Below are 16,667 nucleotides of genomic sequence, written 5' to 3'. Positions count from 1 at the left end.
GATTAAAAAATAATTAATCTGGTATAACAAGTTTTAATTTATCATGTTTAAGAAAAGCACTTCATCTTAATTTTTACTTACTTGTATAGTGACGCATCAGGAAATTCATTATATTTATACAAAAAACTTTAATTTTAGGTACAGTGTGTTTATATGCTTTACTCTTTAAAAATTGAAGAAATACTACTATCAGCAAACATATTCAATATTTTCTATCTGAAATATCTTAGTAAAATGTTAAAAATTCGGCTCTAACCTATGAATTTAATGGGATCCAATTTGTATCTCATTACCCGAATAAAGATAATTTGTGACATATTTTAAAATAAACTACATATCAAGCACTCTGTTTTTAAAATTGATATAATATGAACAGACATCATTGCTCAACACTTCACAATCAAAAGGAGAAATTGATATGAGGAAACGAAAACGCTTAGTAATCATCGGTAATAGTATATCTAGTTTACGCTGTATTGAACAAATTTTAATACACAACCCTAATATGTATAACATTTCTATTTTCAGTGATGAACTCTATCCTCTCTACAATCAGATAAACACTATTTCATTAAAATTAAATATAAAAAATAGAATGCTAAAGAAATATAATTGGTACAAACAACATAATATTAAGCTTTTCACAAACGAAAAGGTAATAGAAATTGATCGTGAGGACGAGGTCATTGTTACAGATAAACGACGTATTGTTTTCTACGATAAACTCATCATTGCAACAGGCTCTACTGCTTTTATTTTTCCCGTTAAAGGACTGCAATTATTTGGAGTAAATAAACTTAAAACAACTGAAGAAATCCAATTTCTATTAAATACTAAGAAGCATTCAAAAAAAGCTATTATTATTGGCAATGGTATGCTCGGTCTAAAAATTGCACAAAAATTATTTAATTTAGGAATAGACGTCCACGTTGTTCATTTCATTTCACACTTAATGGCAAAACAAGATATCCTGGATTGTTCATTACTACGTAACAAGCTAAAAGCAAAAGGGATTCAATTTTTCATGGAAAAAAACACGGTTAAAATCCTAGGTACAGAATACGCAGAGGGAATTCAATTCGAAGATGGCACTATTATAAAATACGATTTAATTGTAATACCTATTGGTAGGCGACCTAATACACATTTAGCAGAAAAGGCTGGTTTACATGTTAACCGTGGCATAGTTGTTAATAAGTATATGCAAACAAATGATAAATTAATTTATGCAGTTGGTGAATGCACTGAACACAATGGTATTACATTAGGATTTCCAGCCCCCCTCCATACACAAGCTACTGTATTAGCCGAGCATATAACAAATGCACAGACAAATACTCTTTTTGCGTAATTTCTTAGTTAATTAAAACAAATTCATTATAACTTTTATCTATAAAAAAACTCTTCTTAATAATTGTTTAAGAAGAGTTTTAATCCCTTGAAAACGTATTAAAGGGAAAACTTCAATATTGACATGTTTGCAATCCTATTGCGTACTAAATTAAAATATCAATTTAAATAAGGAGACATACTAAAATGCAACGACACAAAAATATATATCTTTTAATCATTTTCTGCATCGTATTATGTATAATAACTCTAGTCCATAAAGATGAAAATAATAGCGCTAAAAATAAAACATATGGGATGGATAAACTTGTTAAACTCGATAAAAAAAATTCATATTCTAAAGAGAATAATCCTTTAGAAGTCCCTTTAATTCTACAAAATCCAGAATTAGAACGTGGATGCGAAGTTACAAGTTTAGCAATGCTTTTAAATTTTAATGGTCTATCCGTTGATAAATTAGAATTAGCTAAAAATATTAAATATGTCCCTTTTCAAAACAATGGATTAATGGGAAATATGGACGAAGGATTTGTTGGAGATATGTATGACATAGATATGCCTGGTTTAGGTGTGCATATTAAGCCGATTTTAGAGTTAGCTAAATTATACATACCAGAGAATTGTATTATAGATTTAACTGGAAGTAATCCCCAAAATTTATATAAAGCAATTGATAAAGGACACCCTGTTTGGATTTTAACAAACGCAAGCTTCCGCAAACTACCTGATTATGAGTTTCGTACTTGGAAAACAAATTCGAGTGAGGGGCGGGTTACATACCGTCAACATAGTGTTTTATTAACTGGATATACCGGTCAATATGTATACATTAATGATCCATTAGATATGGAAAAAAACAAAAGAATTGATAAGAAAGATTTTGAGGAAGCATGGGTTCAATTAGGCAGCCAAGCCCTAACTATCATTCCTTAAAAACACAAAGCTATAAGTTGAGATAAATTTAAAATTACTAATTTTCTATTATATAATAATTATATAATAATACTTGGTTTACACGAGAATTAATAACATTATAATTGTAATATTAAAGGACACACCTATACCATTGGAGTGGTACGTAAGGTGTGTCCTTCCCATAAATCAAAAATATAAGATAAAATAATTTAAAATTTATTATTTAAGTTTGATTATAAGGTATGTAGTATTTTGCGGCTCAAAAAATCCATATCTTATCAATTAAACCGGTTGGTAACACATATTCCTTTTTTGTGATTTCCTCATATATAATGATTTTAAGAATTTACACAATTAAAATACTTACTATTTTGTAATAACTCCTCTTTTATATTCTTAGAAAGGAGTCTTTTGTCAGAAACTGATAAGTCTTCTAATAGCTAACTGATTTTTTATTATTATTTTCTTATTTCCAACAGAGGCCATGAGTCCTAAACTTTCAAACTTATTCAATTTACGACTAATAGTCTCTCTTGTTACCCCCGCATAATTTGCCAATTCCTCTCGTGTCAATGGCAAGTTAATAAGTATTCCATCCTCTGTACTTTTGCCATATTTATCACAAAACTCCAATAGTATATGAGCAATTCTAACTTCAGGATTGTTTGTCGCTAAATTTTGCACTAAATTCTCTACCTTAGCTAAACGTTTTGTGACAACTTTTAACAGCTTTAATGCAATACTTGGATTTCGTTCCATTATATAATCCATATTTTCTTTTTTTAGCATACAGATATGAGTATCTTCTATAGCATACGCACTAAAATTACTTTTTTCATCATAATTAAATATATTTAATTCACAAAAGGATTCACCACTTGTTAGTATATGCAATATTTGCTCTTTCCCTTGAAGAGTTAATGTACATAGCTTTACTTGTCCACTATTAATAATAAATAATGTATCTGATTTATCTCCCTCAAGAATTAATGGCTGACCCTTTTTAAACTTCCTATGTTTTGTCATTGAAGCTATATTACTAATTTCCTCTTCGGAAAGGGTCTTAAAAATTAGTACTTTTCTTGGGCAAAGCTCTCTTGATTTTTTATGATTATCGTCCATACTTTCTCACCTTACTTTAACTATAGAATTAAAAATATACTGATATCCAAGGTTATTATAGACATTTTTATCAAATATTGCAGTGACCCAAATCACAACTATATGTTTATGAAGACAGTGATATACACTATCTTCATAAACATATTTTGATATGGCATAGAAAAATATGGCCCTGAGGAGAAAGGGTGGCGCCAGGGCCATATAGAGTGTACCGAGAATGGCTGAATCGGTATAAGTATCTGCTACATAATTATTATAGAATTTTTTAAAGAATATTTCTGTGACCAGAATCACATTCAAAAATATAAAAAACAATGAGAATACTGTGCAGTATTCTCATTGTTTTTTCCTTCTTATTCATCTAGTGGTGCAAAATGATTTTTATCTTCTCCGCACACAGGACAAACCCAGTCCTCTGGTAAATCTTCGAAACTTGTTCCTGGTTCTATATCCTCATCTGGATCCCCTACCTCTGGGTTATATATATATCCACATGGTAAACAAATGTATTTTTTCATGATTTCCTCTCCTTTTTGTACAGATTTATATTTTTTCTTTTAACTTGTTCATTATTTCACTTATGTTTGTATTTAATAAATCTATTCCTTCTAACGACACATGCTTTTCAATCACAGATTTGTAAGAAATAGATGCAGCAACTCCTTCTAATGAAATCACACCGACTATTTTATTATCCTTAATAAATAACCTTGTATACTTCTCCTTACCGTCTTCTTCAACAATTGTTGTATCACATTGCTCTTCATTAACAACTCCAATTGAAAATAAAGATACATTGAATGCGTTAAAAATAGTGGTTGGAATTTCTTTTTTATAAATGGCAGTTTTAGAGACCATATTACTACCTGCTACTCTTCCTTGTTCCAAGGCAGTCCCCCATAAGCCTTCAATTTCATTATTTACTTCTGCAACATCTCCCGCAGCGTATACGGAGTCTATATTTGTTCTCATCTTCTCATCCACAACAATACCTCTATTTAATTTAATAGCAGTATCATGTACAAGTTTAGTGTTCGGAGTAACGCCAATTGAGTAAACAATACTATCACAATTAATTTGAGAATTGTCGTTCATCTTTATGCCAGTTACGGATTCTTTCCCGAGAATAGAATCAATAGAAGTATTTAAATACACCTTTACTCCTTCCTTTTCAATTTTTCGTTTTAAGAGCAGCGAAGATTTTGTATCTAATTGTCTTCTCATTAATAAAGGAGCTACTTCTACAATAGATACCTTTTTACCATCTTTCAGAATAGACCATGCTGTTTCTAAACCTTGTACACCCCCACCAATGGTCACAACACTTTCTTTGTCCTCTAAATGTCCTTTAAGCTCATCTGCTTCTTTCATGTCCCTAATAGTAAAAATATTTTTTTTATTAATTCCATTTATCTCTAATCTTCTATTATTCGCTCCTGTACAAATTAATAGTTTATGATAAGAAAATACCGCTTCATTGGATGTAACAATAAATTGCTCATCTGTATTAATTTTTACCACCTTTGTATTTATAAAAACTGATATGTGATTATCTTGATACCACTTTTTCTTTTTAATTAACACTTTTTCACTGTGTAAATCTGAATACAGATCCTTTGATAATTTAATTCTTTTATAAGGTAGTGATGGCTCTTCACCAAAAATAAATATATTTGATCCTTTATCATACTCTCTAATAGTTTTAGCGGCATTTACAGCGGCTACACCACTCCCAATAATAACAAAATTCTTTTCCATGTTTTCACCTCCATTTTTCGATTAAATAGAACTCAATAATAAATCTGTAACAAATGTTGTTGCATGTTGGATTTTCTTTACTTTCCCCTCATCTTTTGGAGAGAATCTAATCCGAATAGGAAATTCAACATGAGTCATACCTGTAGATTTGATAACTTTTGATGTACTTTGTACATTCATATTTGTTTCATTGAGGTAATCTTGTATCACTTCAATTGCCTCTCCACTCCAACCATATGAACCGAATGAAGCTGCAATTTTCCCTTCTAGATTCATTTCTGTCATTTCTTTTAAAATTTCTTCTAAATTACCAATCATATCTGCATATCTAGTTGAAGATCCTATGAAGACTGCATCTGCTTCTTGGATACTCTTTAAAACCTCTAATTTTTTTGATTTATCAGCGTTAAATACTGTTACATGAATATTATCTGCTTCTAAAGTTTCTTTAATAATATTTGCTACTTTTTTTGTATTATTTTTAATTGTTGTATATACAATTGTTACTTTCTTATCTTGATTCGTATCTCTACTCATATCCGCATATAATTTAATATACTTCTGTATATCCTGACGTAAAATGTAGCCATGAGATGGTGCAATCATTTGTACATCCAATTCTTTTAGAGCTTCTATTAATGTTCTTACATATCTTCTATGTGGATGGATAATGGCATTATAATAGCCGATAAAATCTTCCGTAATATCTACATTCGCTTTATCACTGAAAATCTCGTCATTTGCTATATGAGTACTAAAAATATCACAAGGAAATAAAATTTTATCCTCTACACAGTAGGTAATCATTGTTTCTTCAGTATGAAGATATGGCGTTTCTTTAAATTTCAATGTTTTTCCACCAATATCTAATGTATCACCGTCTTTTACTACTAAAAACTTTCGATTATGCAGTTTATACATCTCTTGTATTTCTGGTACTGCAATTTCTGTACATACAATCGTTGCATTAGTAGCTCTTGATGCTAATGCTGCCAATCCCCCTGAATGGTCGGGTTCTGTATGATTCACTACAATATACTGAATTTCTTGTGGATCAATTAATTTACTTAATGATTCTACAAATTCTCTTCCAAACTCGATATCAACTGTATCAATCACTGTTGGTTTTTCCGTTTTTAGCAAGTACGCGTTATAAGTTGTTCCTTTTGCTAAGATTAAACGATGAAATGGAACTTCTCTATTATCAACTTTTCCTACCCAATATATATCTTTAGTTAACTGAATTTCTTTGCCCATATAACTCAATTCCTCCTCAATCAGATTCGATTTACCACTGAATTATATAAACTTTTTTATAATTAAAAGAGGACTAGAATCACATTTTAAAAAAATTAATAAAAAAACACCTGAGTAACAGCTTTCTACTCAGGTGTTTTTAAAATTTATTTTGTTGCTACAATTACTAATGCCGGACCATCAAGTGAATATATTTTTTTATCAAAATTAGCGTAAGTTTCTACTGACTCAAATCCACAATCTATTAATATGGGAAGTAATTGTTTTTTTGTAATTGGATATAACTCTATACTATTTGAGAATTCTTCACCACTTGTATTTAATGTTACAGTAAATAGCACCTTTGTTCTCTCTATTGCATAATCTCGTTTGAATGAGAAATGTTCTTTCTTAATTACTGGAAATATGAAATTTTTTTGATTTAATACTTTTTCATAGTTTACAATTTGAACTATGAACTTTCCATTTTTCTTAAGTTTTTTAAAAGAGCTTTGAATAAAATCAGTAATTTCCTGTACATTGTCTAAATGAACCAACGTATTTCCAATACAATAAATACCATCAAATATCCCAGGTACATCGTCTATTTGCTGCATTCTAAGTGTATTTACAAAAAGTCTTCCCCTATGGGTTATAGCCTTCTCAGAAATTTTATCAGCCATTTTCTTCTCTGGTTCCATCGCAGTTACAATCATTTCTTTTTCAACTAATGCATTAGCCACATTCCCTGTTGCCGCACCTACATCAATTACGGAGTCCCCCTCTTGTAAATAAGAAGCAATAAAATTCACTTGTTTTTCATTTTCCGGAAAAATTTCATCATAATACGGCATTAATTTTTGGTAAAAAGTCATTATTTATACACTCCTTTCTACATACAGTATTGAAGAAAACATTAATACAATATTAAATATAAACAAATTTATATATAAATATAATATAAACAATATGAATCATTATTAGCCTTTACGAGATAAAATATTTAAATACTATTATTGTTGTAATAAAAACGTAAATAGCATTTATACTCTCTAAAATCCCCACCTTTAAGATTGAAATATTCCTTCCATACAGTACTATAGACCGTATCAAACTTGGGATAAAAATAATGGTAATCGTTGGTGATAAAATAAGCGTAACAATCACAAGTAATAAATGGTACCACCATGATAGAATGCGATACGTTGGATTCTTTTTTTCACGTATCATTGTTTTTACATAAAACGTACTTCCTATAAAATATAAAAATGTTATAGTCGCTATTATCAATATATTTTTATCGACTGTTTTCATTGTGAAGTAATAACTTATAATGCCCCCTATACAAAACAAAAGAATTGCACATACATCATTTAATAAGGCTCGTTCATTTTTTTTGCTAGAAAAATAAATGTTTATACAAAAAAACGGAAGCATAATAATAGAAAAGTAAACTATACGCCATTCATAACTAAGAGCAATAGCTGTACATATACAAGCCTCACCAAAGTAAAGAAAAAAATAATACAAATAATACTTCTTTCGCGGCTGTTTTACATACATTAATAAGGGATATGTAGCTAAATACACAAAAAACCACGCTAAAAAAAGAGGTATATGATACCATGTCCATTTACCAGTTAAAATACCTAAAACAAATGGAATAAGCAGCATTCCCCAGGCTCCATGCTGCTTTGGAATAATTAACTTCATTCTTCCACACCTCACATTTAATTTTTTATCAAAATGTTACGTAAGAATGATAATAAGTAGCATATATATCATTAAATTTATAGATAAAAAACTTTACCAGTGAGAGAATCCCCCCACTGGTAATCATACTCCACCAATTTAGGGAATACCCATCCCAAATAGTAAAATATAATGAATTTCTCATACTCACTCTTCCCTTATAAGATAAACTATGTTTTTAAAAAATACTGTGAGTGAAATCACTGCATTCTATTTTTATACCTTTTATTTTATAAAATAAAACACTCTTTATTGTGTTTTTACTCTCTATTGATAACCTCACTCTTTGAACCTAAAACAAAAGAATTTTTATCTATAAATAATTGAATCATTCTATATCTTTTCATTTTTTATGAGCAAGATAATACGATAAACTTCTAGATTTAATCTCTTCTAAATAGAAAAAATCACATACTTCATATATTAGTACCATTGCAGAAACAAACTATATATAGTATCATTTACCGATATTGAGTACCACATATTGAAAAGGAGTGAATTTCATGAACACCTCAGACAATTTAAAACAGCAAAAAAATACTTTATGGACAACTTTTCATAAAATTATAAAAAGTAACGATCAAGACTTAATGCAAGAAAATGCAAATGTTGATGGTCGATCTCCAATGGGAATGATGGGAACATTTGCATCAGAGAGCGCAAAACTTTATGTAAGGGAACATTTGCTTTCTAAACAAGTAAAAGAAGCTATCAATCGAAACATTTTATATCCACACGATTTAGATTTTTATGCAACAGGAACAACCACGTGTTCACAAATCCCTTTAGCACAATTGCTGAAAAAAGGGTTCCACACTGGACATGGCCATATGAGACAACCACAAGATATTAAAAGTGCATTAGCACTCTCGTCTATTATTCTTCAAGCTAATCAAAATATGCAGCATGGTGGGCAATCTCTTGCCATGTTTGATATAGATTTAGCACCATATGTGAGGAAAACATTTGAAAAAAATAAGAAAAAGTTAATAGACTATCCGCTAACAAAGGAACAAATCGAAGTGTTTGCATGGAAAGAAACAGAAAACGATACATATCAAGCATGTGAAGCATTCATTCATAATTCCAATAGTATGCATAGCCGTGGTGGTGGACAAGTTCCGTTTATTTCAATTAATTATGGAACGGACACATCAAGGGAAGGAAGGCTATTAATTAAACAATTACTACAGGCAACACAAGCGGGTTTAGGAAAAAGCGAAACGCCTATTTTCCCCATTCAAATTTTCAAGTTAAAAAAAGGTGTGAATTTTGAAGAAAAAGATCCAAATTATGATTTATTTGAACTTGCATTAGAAACAACAGCAAAGCGATTGTTCCCTAATTTTTCATTTTTAGATGCGCCATTTAATGCAGCGTATTATAATGGGCACCCAGAAAGTGAAGTATGTTATATGGGTTGTCGTACTCGTGTGATGTCTAATATTCATGGTGAGGAGACAGCAATTGGCAGGGGAAATCTATCATTTACCTCTATTAATCTAGTAAAATTGGCTTTAATAAATGATTCAAAAGAGGGATTTTTCAAATCGTTAAATCATTATATCAAACTTGGCATTCGTCAATTGCTAGAAAGATATTCATATCAATGTACAAAAAAGGCAAGAGATTTTCAATTCCTATATTCACAAGGGATTTGGCGCAATGGAGAAAAACTACAACCAGAAGATTCAGTTTCTGAGATTTTACAGCAAGGAACATTGAGCCTTGGTTTTATTGGACTTGCGGAATGCTTGGTTGCCTTAACAGGAAAACACCATGGGGAAGATAAAGATTCATGGCAACTTGGAAAAGAAATTGTTACCTTTATGAGAAATAAAATGGACCAAGCAACAGAAGAACATTGCTTGAATTTCACTTTAATTGCAACTCCTGCCGAGGGACTATCAGGGAAGTTTATCAAAAAGGATCGTGCTGAGTTTGGAACTATTACAGGTGTAACCGATCATGATTACTATACAAATTCATTTCATATTCCAGTTTATTATCCTATTCAAGCAATTAATAAAATACGTTTAGAAGGACCGTTTCATGCTCTTTGCAACGGTGGTCATATTACGTATATTGAACTAGATGGGGCGGCAGCGCATAATCAAATGGCTTTAAAACAGATTCTTCAAGCAATGGCAAAGTATGAAGTAGGATATGGTTCAATTAATCACCCAGTGGATCGTTGTAAATGTTGTGACTATAATGGAGTGATTGAAAATGAGTGCCCTAGCTGTGGAAATATAGAAGATCATCATATTGAAAGAATTCGCCGTATTACTGGATATCTTGTAGGGGACATGTCAAAATGGAACAATGCAAAGCGTAGTGAAGAAGCAGATCGTGTGAAACATAAATGAAGGTAATGAATATTATTCATGATAGTGTAGTAGATGGTGAAGGATTACGGACAGTTGTGTTTTTTGCCGGTTGTCCGCATCATTGTTTAGGTTGCCATAACCCCAAATCATGGAATCTTTATAATGGTACCGAGATGAGTGTGAAAGAAATTATAAAAGAAATTTCCACAAATCCTCTAACTGATGTAACATTTTCAGGTGGTGACCCATTTTTTCAAGCTATCGAGGTCAAAGAAGTTGCAAAGGCTGTAAAAAGTTTAAACAAAAATCTTTGGATTTACACTGGCTATACACTAGAAGAGATACAAAACTCACAAAACAAAGATATGATTGAGCTGTTACATTATGGAGATGTTTTAGTTGATGGAAGATTTGAAATCCAAAAAAGAGATTTGACTCTTCCATTTCGCGGAAGCTCAAATCAACGTATTATACGCCTAAGATAAGTATAATTCCCTTGCTTTTTTTCAATTATTAGTCATCACTAACCCAGTATTTATGGGCAGAAAGTATCTGCTCATAAGTACTGGAAATATACAATAAAAAAATTTATAAAACAGGTTAAAAAAAGAGACATGCTCAATTCTTACACTTTTTCCGCAATGCTTTTGGAACATATATACAAAAAGGTTCGCTTTCCATGTAATCCCCCGTCATCGCAAATGCCCTAGAACGAGATCCCCCACAAACATATCGAAACTCACAAACACCGCATTTTCCTTTATAATTGTCTGGATTACGAAGACTTTGAAAAACAGGAGAGTTTCGATAAATTTCAGCTATCGGTGTTGATTTAATATTCCCGGTTTTAATCGGCAATAGCCCACTTGGGTATACATCTCCAATATGAGAAATAAATACAACTCCATTTCCATCATTTACTCCTTTTGGAGCGCGTCCAAATTCATTAACTCCGTCCGTCATCCCTTCCATCAGTACATCTCTATATTGAATAATTTGATCTATCTTTTTAATTCCCTTCATTTTTTCTTGAAGAACAACGCGTCTATAGTGCTGAGCAACTGTGGTTTTTATATCAAAAGAAACAGTTTTACTAAGCTGATATAGCCAGCGGAACACCCTTTCATGTTGAATTGGTGAAATCATATCTTTCTCTTTACCACGTCCTGTTGGGACTAAGAAAAATACACTCCACAACACACAACCTAATGCTTCTACTAAATTTGCCATATCTTTAAGTACACTCAAATTATAATTAGAAACAACTGTATTAATTTGAATAGGGATTTTTAATTCATTTAAATGATGAATTGCATCCATTGTTAATTTAAATGACCCCTCTGTTCCTCTAAAATGATCGTGTACTTCAGCTGTTGGTCCATCTATACTAAATGCCCATCTAGCAATCCCAACATCTTTTGCTTTTTTAATCGCTTCTTTAGTAACCTTTGGAGTAGCACTGGGTGTCATGGAAACCCGAATACCTTTCTTCACCGCGTATTCAGCAATATCATATATATCCGAACGCATTAATGGATCCCCACCAGTAAAAACCAGCATCGGATTATCCATTTCATATATATCATCAATTAGTTTTTTTCCTTCTTCTAATGTTAACTCAAAAGGATCGCGATAATGCTGAGCTTCAGCACGACAATGTAGACATTTTAATTCGCATGCTCTTGTTAACTCCCATATTACAATAAATGGGTTTTTATTATAATCACGATTTGTCAAAAAGAAAGCCTCCCATCAACTTACATACTATATTGTAAAATTATATGTTCATTTATGTTGTGAGATTTATCACGCATAAGTTTTTAGCAATTAAAAACCCCTCACCAAAATAGATGAAATTAAGATAAAAAAGCACTCACCTATAAGTAGGAGAGCGCTTTTTATTTTAAAAATATCTTTAAAATTTATATTTTATATTTTTTTTATATAAATTTTATTTATTTATTATTTCTATTAGATTTCATCAAATCATCTAGTAATAAATCTAATTCTCTACTATAACAAATTACCTTTTCATGAGTGAATCCATACTGCTTAACAAGCGATATTAATTCCTCTTTTTTTTCAATTACTTGATTTAACTTCTTATAATTAGACATAGCTTTTGTACACTCCCATCTTACCTACATACAGGTCATCTAGGTAGCATTTTTATTAGATGTTCCATTTAAAGCACAGCTGTTTATAATATATATTTCCCCTTAACACCCATATACAATACATTTACAAATATCAAATACAAAATCTATGAACTTAAAAAGTTATACCTACTTAACTTATTACACACCTTTATATGCTTGCTTATATACTTCTTTTAATTCTGAAATCAATGGAAGTTTCGGATTTGCTGGTGTACATTGATCTTCAAATGCTCTTTCCGATAAGACATCCACAACATTTTCAAATGCTTCTTGTTTTACTCCTTGTCCTGCAATACTCATATTAATATTCAATTCTTTTCCAAGGCTGATAATTGCTTGCACAAGAGATTCTACCCCTTCTTCCACTGTACTTGCTGGCAGCCCCAATGTTCTTGCAATATATGCATAACGTTCATCTGCCACAAAATGCTCATATTTTGGGAACAATGCATGTTTTCTCGGCTTAATAGCATTATAGCGGATTACATGCGGCATTAAGATTGCGTTAGCGCGTCCATGTGGAATGTGAAATTCTGGTCCAAGCTTATGCGCCAAACTATGATTAATACCAAGAAATGCATTTGCAAAAGCCATACCTGCAATTGCAGAAGCATTATGCATTTTCTCACGTGCTTCTTCATCATTTCCATTTTTATATGCTCTCGGTAAATATTTAAATACTAGATCAATGGCTTTTAAGGCCAATCCATCTGTATAGTCATTTGCCATAATAGACACGTATGCTTCAATTGCATGTGTTAACACATCCATTCCAGTGTCTGCTGTTACATGAGGTGGCACTGTCATTACAAACTGTGGATCAATAATCGCTACATCTGGTGTTAATTCATAATCAGCAAGTGGATATTTTATATTATTTTTTTTATCTGTAATAACCGCGAATGGTGTCACTTCTGACCCTGTTCCTGATGTTGTTGGAATCGCAACAAATTGTGCTTTTTGCCCTAGTGTTGGAAATTTACATGTACGTTTTCTAATATCTAAAAACTTTTGTTTGATTCCAAAGAATTTTGTTTCTGGATATTCATAAAATAGCCACATTCCTTTTGCTGCATCCATTGCTGAACCTCCGCCCAATGCAATAATTACATCAGGTTTGAAGCTTCTCATCATCTCAGCACCCTTGAATACTGTTTCATCTGATGGATCTGGTTCTACCTCTGAGAAAACACCTACTTTTACATCATTTAAATGCTGTTGTAAGTAATGTGTAACTGTGTCCACATATCCCAGGTCTACCATTCCTGGATCCGTTACAATGAATGCTCGTGAAATGTTTGGCATCTTAGCTAAATATTGTGTCGCATGTTTTTCAAAAAAAACCTTAGGTGGTAATTTGAACCATTGCATATTATTTTTTCTATTCGCCAAACGCTTTACATTTATTAAATGTGTAGCTGTTACGTTTTGAGAAACAGAATTTTTACCGTATGAACCACAACCTAATGTTAAAGATGGAATAAATGCGTTATATATATCACCAATCCCACCTTGTGCTGATGGTGAATTTACAATAAGGCGACAAGCTTTCATTCTTAAACCAAATTGTTTTTGTACTTCTTTATTTGTAGAATGAATAACCGCTGAATGCCCTAAGCCACCTAAATTTAACATTTCTTCACAATATTTAAATCCTTCTTCTTGTGAATTTGCTTTGATACAAGCTAATACTGGGCTCAATTTTTCACGTGATAGTGGATATTCTGCACCCACTCCCTTAATTTCAGCTACAAGTATTTTTGTATCTTCTGGTACCTTAATGCCTACTAATGATGCAATATAATGTGCTGATTTCCCAACGATATCACTATTTACTGCACATGTATTTTCATTAATAACAAGCTTCTCTAGTTTTATTCTCTCTTCTTCGGTAACAAAATAACAATTGTTGTCTTGCATTTCTTTTTTTACACTATTATAGATTTCTTTATCTACAATGATTGCTTGTTCAGAAGCACAAATCATACCATTATCAAATGTTTTTGATAAAATTAAATCATTTACAGCTCGTTTTACATGTGCTGATTTCTCTAAATAACAAGGTACATTCCCAGGTCCTACCCCTAAGGCTGGTTTCCCTGTAGAATATGCTGATTTCACCATTCCAGCACCCCCGGTTGCAAGAACAAGTGCAACCCCCTCATGGTTCATTAATCTTTTTGTTGCCTCAACAGAAGGTTTTTCGATCCATTGAATGCAATTCTCCGGTGCCCCTGCCTTAATTGCAGCATCTCTTAAAATTTTAGCCGCTGCAACAGAGCATTGCTGAGCAGATGGATGAAAAGCGAAAATAATTGGATTTCGTGTTTTCATTGCAATAATTGCTTTAAACATAGTTGTTGAAGTAGGATTCGTTACTGGTGTCACACCAGCAACTACACCTACTGGTTCGGCAATTTCGATGACTTCTTCATGTGGATCTTCATGAATAATTCCTACAGTCTTATCTTTTTTTATGCTATGCCAAATATATTCAGTCGCAAATATGTTCTTTGTACATTTATCCTCATACACACCTCGACCAGTTTCCTCAACCGCCATTTTTGCTAATGGCATATGTTGATCTAATCCAGATAGTGCCATTTCATGAACAATATGATCTACTTGCTCTTGCGTATAAGATTCCATTGCTTTTAGTGCTTCTTTTCCATTTTCAACTAAAGTATTAACAACTTCTTGTACATCATTTTCATCTTTAATTACTACGTTGACCATTGCTTGTACTTCTTTTTCATCTGTCTTGTTTGTCATATTAAAGCCTCCAGATCACTATAAAAATAGATTTAAAATGTTGGAACTTATTGTTTTCATCTTGCCTATTAAGTAAAGTCTTAAAACATGTGAAGTATTTCACAAATAATAATATGAAATTTTCAACTACTCCCACTATACATGAAATGACTATTTTTTATTGTGTATTTTTTGTGAAGTATTTCACAAATATTTATAATAATTCTAATCAATAATTACTTATTTACACCATCAATATATACAATTACATTCTCAGTTGTATTATTTCTCAATTCAATGTACACCTCAGCATTAAAATACAATATTTGTTGATGCCTTAATATCTCAATTTCATTATCAATTATAACCATTGTTTCACCGAAAACTGCATACATACAAATATCCTTGTTCAAATATTTTGGTATGACAACATTACCTGACGGATTAATGAAAAAAAATGATGGAAATGTATTTTCAGTTTTATTAATAATTGTTTTGAATACCTCATCATTTAATCCCATAGGTGTTACATTTTTTAGTTGCATAAATATCACTCCTATTCATGTATAAAAAATTTAATAAAGTATAATAAATTTATACTCTATTTTTACAAACTTATAGCGAGGATCTCGACTTTGCCTATAAGTTTATAACTATTAATTTCCTAAAGCAACAGGAATTCATCTTCTTGTAAAGGACTATTAATTTGTTATAGTATGTAAATCTCTTTGTTGTGATAACTCTACTAAAGAAGACACTTAACACTTATATGTAATTTATCTAGTAGTATTTTATGTGTATAGTAGTTAGAACTTTTTATTAATAAATTTTGAAAACATTAGTATATATAATATAAATTATTTTTTTATTTAAAAATATTTTGTTTGTCCCCATCCTCTCTAAAATATTCCCCCTTTTTTTAAAATCTTATATAAATATATATCTTATATATATTAAAAATATAAAGATAAAACTTTTATAGGTTCATAAAATATAGAATAAAGCCTGCTATGACAATGTTTTTAACATGCCCTACTGTAAAAAATCATAAATGGTATGTAATGGGAGTGTGAAAATAGACTTTGTTGTATCATCCTTTCTACATAAAATCATAAAATAATACCACTATACCTACATAAAAAACGAAGAAAAATAATTCAGTAATGAGTATATTTATTCATTCGTAAATAAGAAGACATTCTCGATATTTGTCCCCAATTTGTAGTCATTTGTACACAATCTATACACAATGATCATTATTTAATCCACTTAATTCAGTTATTCATATTTAATC

The 16,667-nt window shown here is 31.2% G+C and carries 14 protein-coding genes; 4 read left to right on the top strand and 10 right to left on the bottom strand.

Annotated features, from left to right (window positions below):
- Positions 1–418: 418 nt before the first annotated feature.
- Entirely contained in the window at positions 419–1,351 is a 933-nt protein-coding gene (locus tag DT250_RS24325) for an FAD-dependent oxidoreductase (RefSeq protein WP_098133291.1), read from the top strand.
- A gap of 185 nt (positions 1,352–1,536) precedes the next feature.
- Positions 1,537–2,283 carry a C39 family peptidase gene (locus tag DT250_RS24320; RefSeq protein ID WP_149213808.1) on the top strand — a complete coding sequence of 249 codons (747 nt, stop codon included), beginning with the start codon at positions 1,537–1,539 and terminating at the stop codon, positions 2,281–2,283.
- 396 nt (positions 2,284–2,679) lie between these two features.
- Here the strand turns inward: DT250_RS24320 and DT250_RS24315 are convergent, their stop codons facing one another.
- The 6 genes from DT250_RS24315 to DT250_RS24285 all read right to left on the bottom strand — a co-directional run bounded on the left by DT250_RS24315 (position 2,680) and on the right by DT250_RS24285 (position 8,094).
- A complete protein-coding gene (locus tag DT250_RS24315; RefSeq protein ID WP_149213807.1) occupies positions 2,680–3,387 on the bottom strand; it encodes a Crp/Fnr family transcriptional regulator in 708 nt (235 codons plus the stop codon).
- A gap of 353 nt (positions 3,388–3,740) precedes the next feature.
- Complete coding sequence (gene rd / locus DT250_RS24305; RefSeq protein ID WP_000759867.1) at positions 3,741–3,905, bottom strand: rubredoxin; 165 nt, start codon at positions 3,903–3,905, stop codon at positions 3,741–3,743.
- A 25-nt stretch (positions 3,906–3,930) separates the two neighbouring features.
- Entirely contained in the window at positions 3,931–5,145 is a 1,215-nt protein-coding gene (locus tag DT250_RS24300) for an NAD(P)/FAD-dependent oxidoreductase (protein WP_097891240.1), read from the bottom strand.
- Between the two features lie 21 nt (positions 5,146–5,166).
- The gene (locus DT250_RS24295; protein ID WP_098082256.1) at positions 5,167–6,402 is read right to left on the bottom strand and encodes an FprA family A-type flavoprotein; all 1,236 of its coding nucleotides are present in this window, start codon (positions 6,400–6,402) and stop codon (positions 5,167–5,169) included.
- 146 nt (positions 6,403–6,548) lie between these two features.
- Positions 6,549–7,256 carry a class I SAM-dependent methyltransferase gene (locus tag DT250_RS24290; RefSeq protein WP_149213806.1) on the bottom strand — a complete coding sequence of 236 codons (708 nt, stop codon included), beginning with the start codon at positions 7,254–7,256 and terminating at the stop codon, positions 6,549–6,551.
- Between the two features lie 112 nt (positions 7,257–7,368).
- On the bottom strand, positions 7,369–8,094 hold the full coding sequence (locus DT250_RS24285) for a YwiC-like family protein (RefSeq protein WP_016083467.1): 726 nt from the start codon (positions 8,092–8,094) through the stop codon (positions 7,369–7,371).
- Between the two features lie 542 nt (positions 8,095–8,636).
- On the opposite strand from DT250_RS24285, the gene DT250_RS24280 reads away from it, so the two are divergent.
- Positions 8,637–10,502 (top strand): anaerobic ribonucleoside triphosphate reductase, encoded by a 1,866-nt coding sequence (locus tag DT250_RS24280; protein ID WP_149213805.1) that lies wholly within the window; start codon positions 8,637–8,639, stop codon positions 10,500–10,502.
- Positions 10,499–10,948: an anaerobic ribonucleoside-triphosphate reductase activating protein gene (gene nrdG, locus DT250_RS24275; protein WP_097891248.1), complete on the top strand. Its 450-nt coding sequence runs from the start codon at positions 10,499–10,501 to the stop codon at positions 10,946–10,948. The genes DT250_RS24280 and nrdG overlap by 4 nt, the downstream gene beginning before the upstream one ends.
- 133 nt (positions 10,949–11,081) lie before the next feature.
- On the opposite strand, the gene DT250_RS24270 is transcribed toward nrdG, so the two are convergent.
- The 4 genes from DT250_RS24270 to DT250_RS24255 form a co-directional block, all read right to left on the bottom strand.
- A complete protein-coding gene (locus DT250_RS24270) occupies positions 11,082–12,200 on the bottom strand; it encodes a TIGR04053 family radical SAM/SPASM domain-containing protein (RefSeq protein WP_149213804.1) in 1,119 nt (372 codons plus the stop codon).
- 218 nt (positions 12,201–12,418) lie between these two features.
- On the bottom strand, positions 12,419–12,580 hold the full coding sequence (locus tag DT250_RS24265) for a Spo0E family sporulation regulatory protein-aspartic acid phosphatase (protein ID WP_002099070.1): 162 nt from the start codon (positions 12,578–12,580) through the stop codon (positions 12,419–12,421).
- A gap of 180 nt (positions 12,581–12,760) precedes the next feature.
- Complete coding sequence (adhE, locus tag DT250_RS24260) at positions 12,761–15,358, bottom strand: bifunctional acetaldehyde-CoA/alcohol dehydrogenase (RefSeq protein WP_080451701.1); 2,598 nt, start codon at positions 15,356–15,358, stop codon at positions 12,761–12,763.
- Positions 15,359–15,609: 251 nt separating this feature from the next.
- Positions 15,610–15,918 carry a hypothetical protein gene (locus DT250_RS24255; protein WP_001176240.1) on the bottom strand — a complete coding sequence of 103 codons (309 nt, stop codon included), beginning with the start codon at positions 15,916–15,918 and terminating at the stop codon, positions 15,610–15,612.
- Positions 15,919–16,667 lie beyond the last annotated feature (749 nt).

Source organism: Bacillus sp. AR2-1 (assembly GCF_008368755.1).
GTDB classification, from domain to species: Bacteria; Bacillota; Bacilli; order Bacillales; family Bacillaceae_G; genus Bacillus_A; species Bacillus_A wiedmannii.
The sequence above is the reverse complement of the archived record's forward strand: the minus strand, read 5'-3'. Positions and strand labels throughout refer to the sequence as shown.

Bases quoted from the DNA above. Each gene is read 5' to 3' on its own strand.
- DT250_RS24300 (WP_097891240.1), bottom strand. From the start codon at position 5,145: ATGGAAAAGAATTTTGTTATTATTGGGAGTGGTGTAGCCGCTGTAAAT.
- DT250_RS24320 (WP_149213808.1), top strand. From the start codon at position 1,537: ATGCAACGACACAAAAATATATATCTTTTAATCATTTTCTGCATCGTA.
- rd (WP_000759867.1), bottom strand. From the start codon at position 3,905: ATGAAAAAATACATTTGTTTACCATGTGGATATATATATAACCCAGAG.
- DT250_RS24280 (WP_149213805.1), top strand. From the start codon at position 8,637: ATGAACACCTCAGACAATTTAAAACAGCAAAAAAATACTTTATGGACA.
- nrdG (WP_097891248.1), top strand. From the start codon at position 10,499: ATGAAGGTAATGAATATTATTCATGATAGTGTAGTAGATGGTGAAGGA.
- DT250_RS24290 (WP_149213806.1), bottom strand. From the start codon at position 7,256: ATGACTTTTTACCAAAAATTAATGCCGTATTATGATGAAATTTTTCCG.
- DT250_RS24265 (WP_002099070.1), bottom strand. From the start codon at position 12,580: ATGTCTAATTATAAGAAGTTAAATCAAGTAATTGAAAAAAAAGAGGAA.
- adhE (WP_080451701.1), bottom strand. From the start codon at position 15,358: ATGGTCAACGTAGTAATTAAAGATGAAAATGATGTACAAGAAGTTGTT.
- DT250_RS24285 (WP_016083467.1), bottom strand. From the start codon at position 8,094: ATGAAGTTAATTATTCCAAAGCAGCATGGAGCCTGGGGAATGCTGCTT.
- DT250_RS24315 (WP_149213807.1), bottom strand. From the start codon at position 3,387: ATGGACGATAATCATAAAAAATCAAGAGAGCTTTGCCCAAGAAAAGTA.
- DT250_RS24255 (WP_001176240.1), bottom strand. From the start codon at position 15,918: ATGCAACTAAAAAATGTAACACCTATGGGATTAAATGATGAGGTATTC.
- DT250_RS24325 (WP_098133291.1), top strand. From the start codon at position 419: ATGAGGAAACGAAAACGCTTAGTAATCATCGGTAATAGTATATCTAGT.
- DT250_RS24295 (WP_098082256.1), bottom strand. From the start codon at position 6,402: ATGGGCAAAGAAATTCAGTTAACTAAAGATATATATTGGGTAGGAAAA.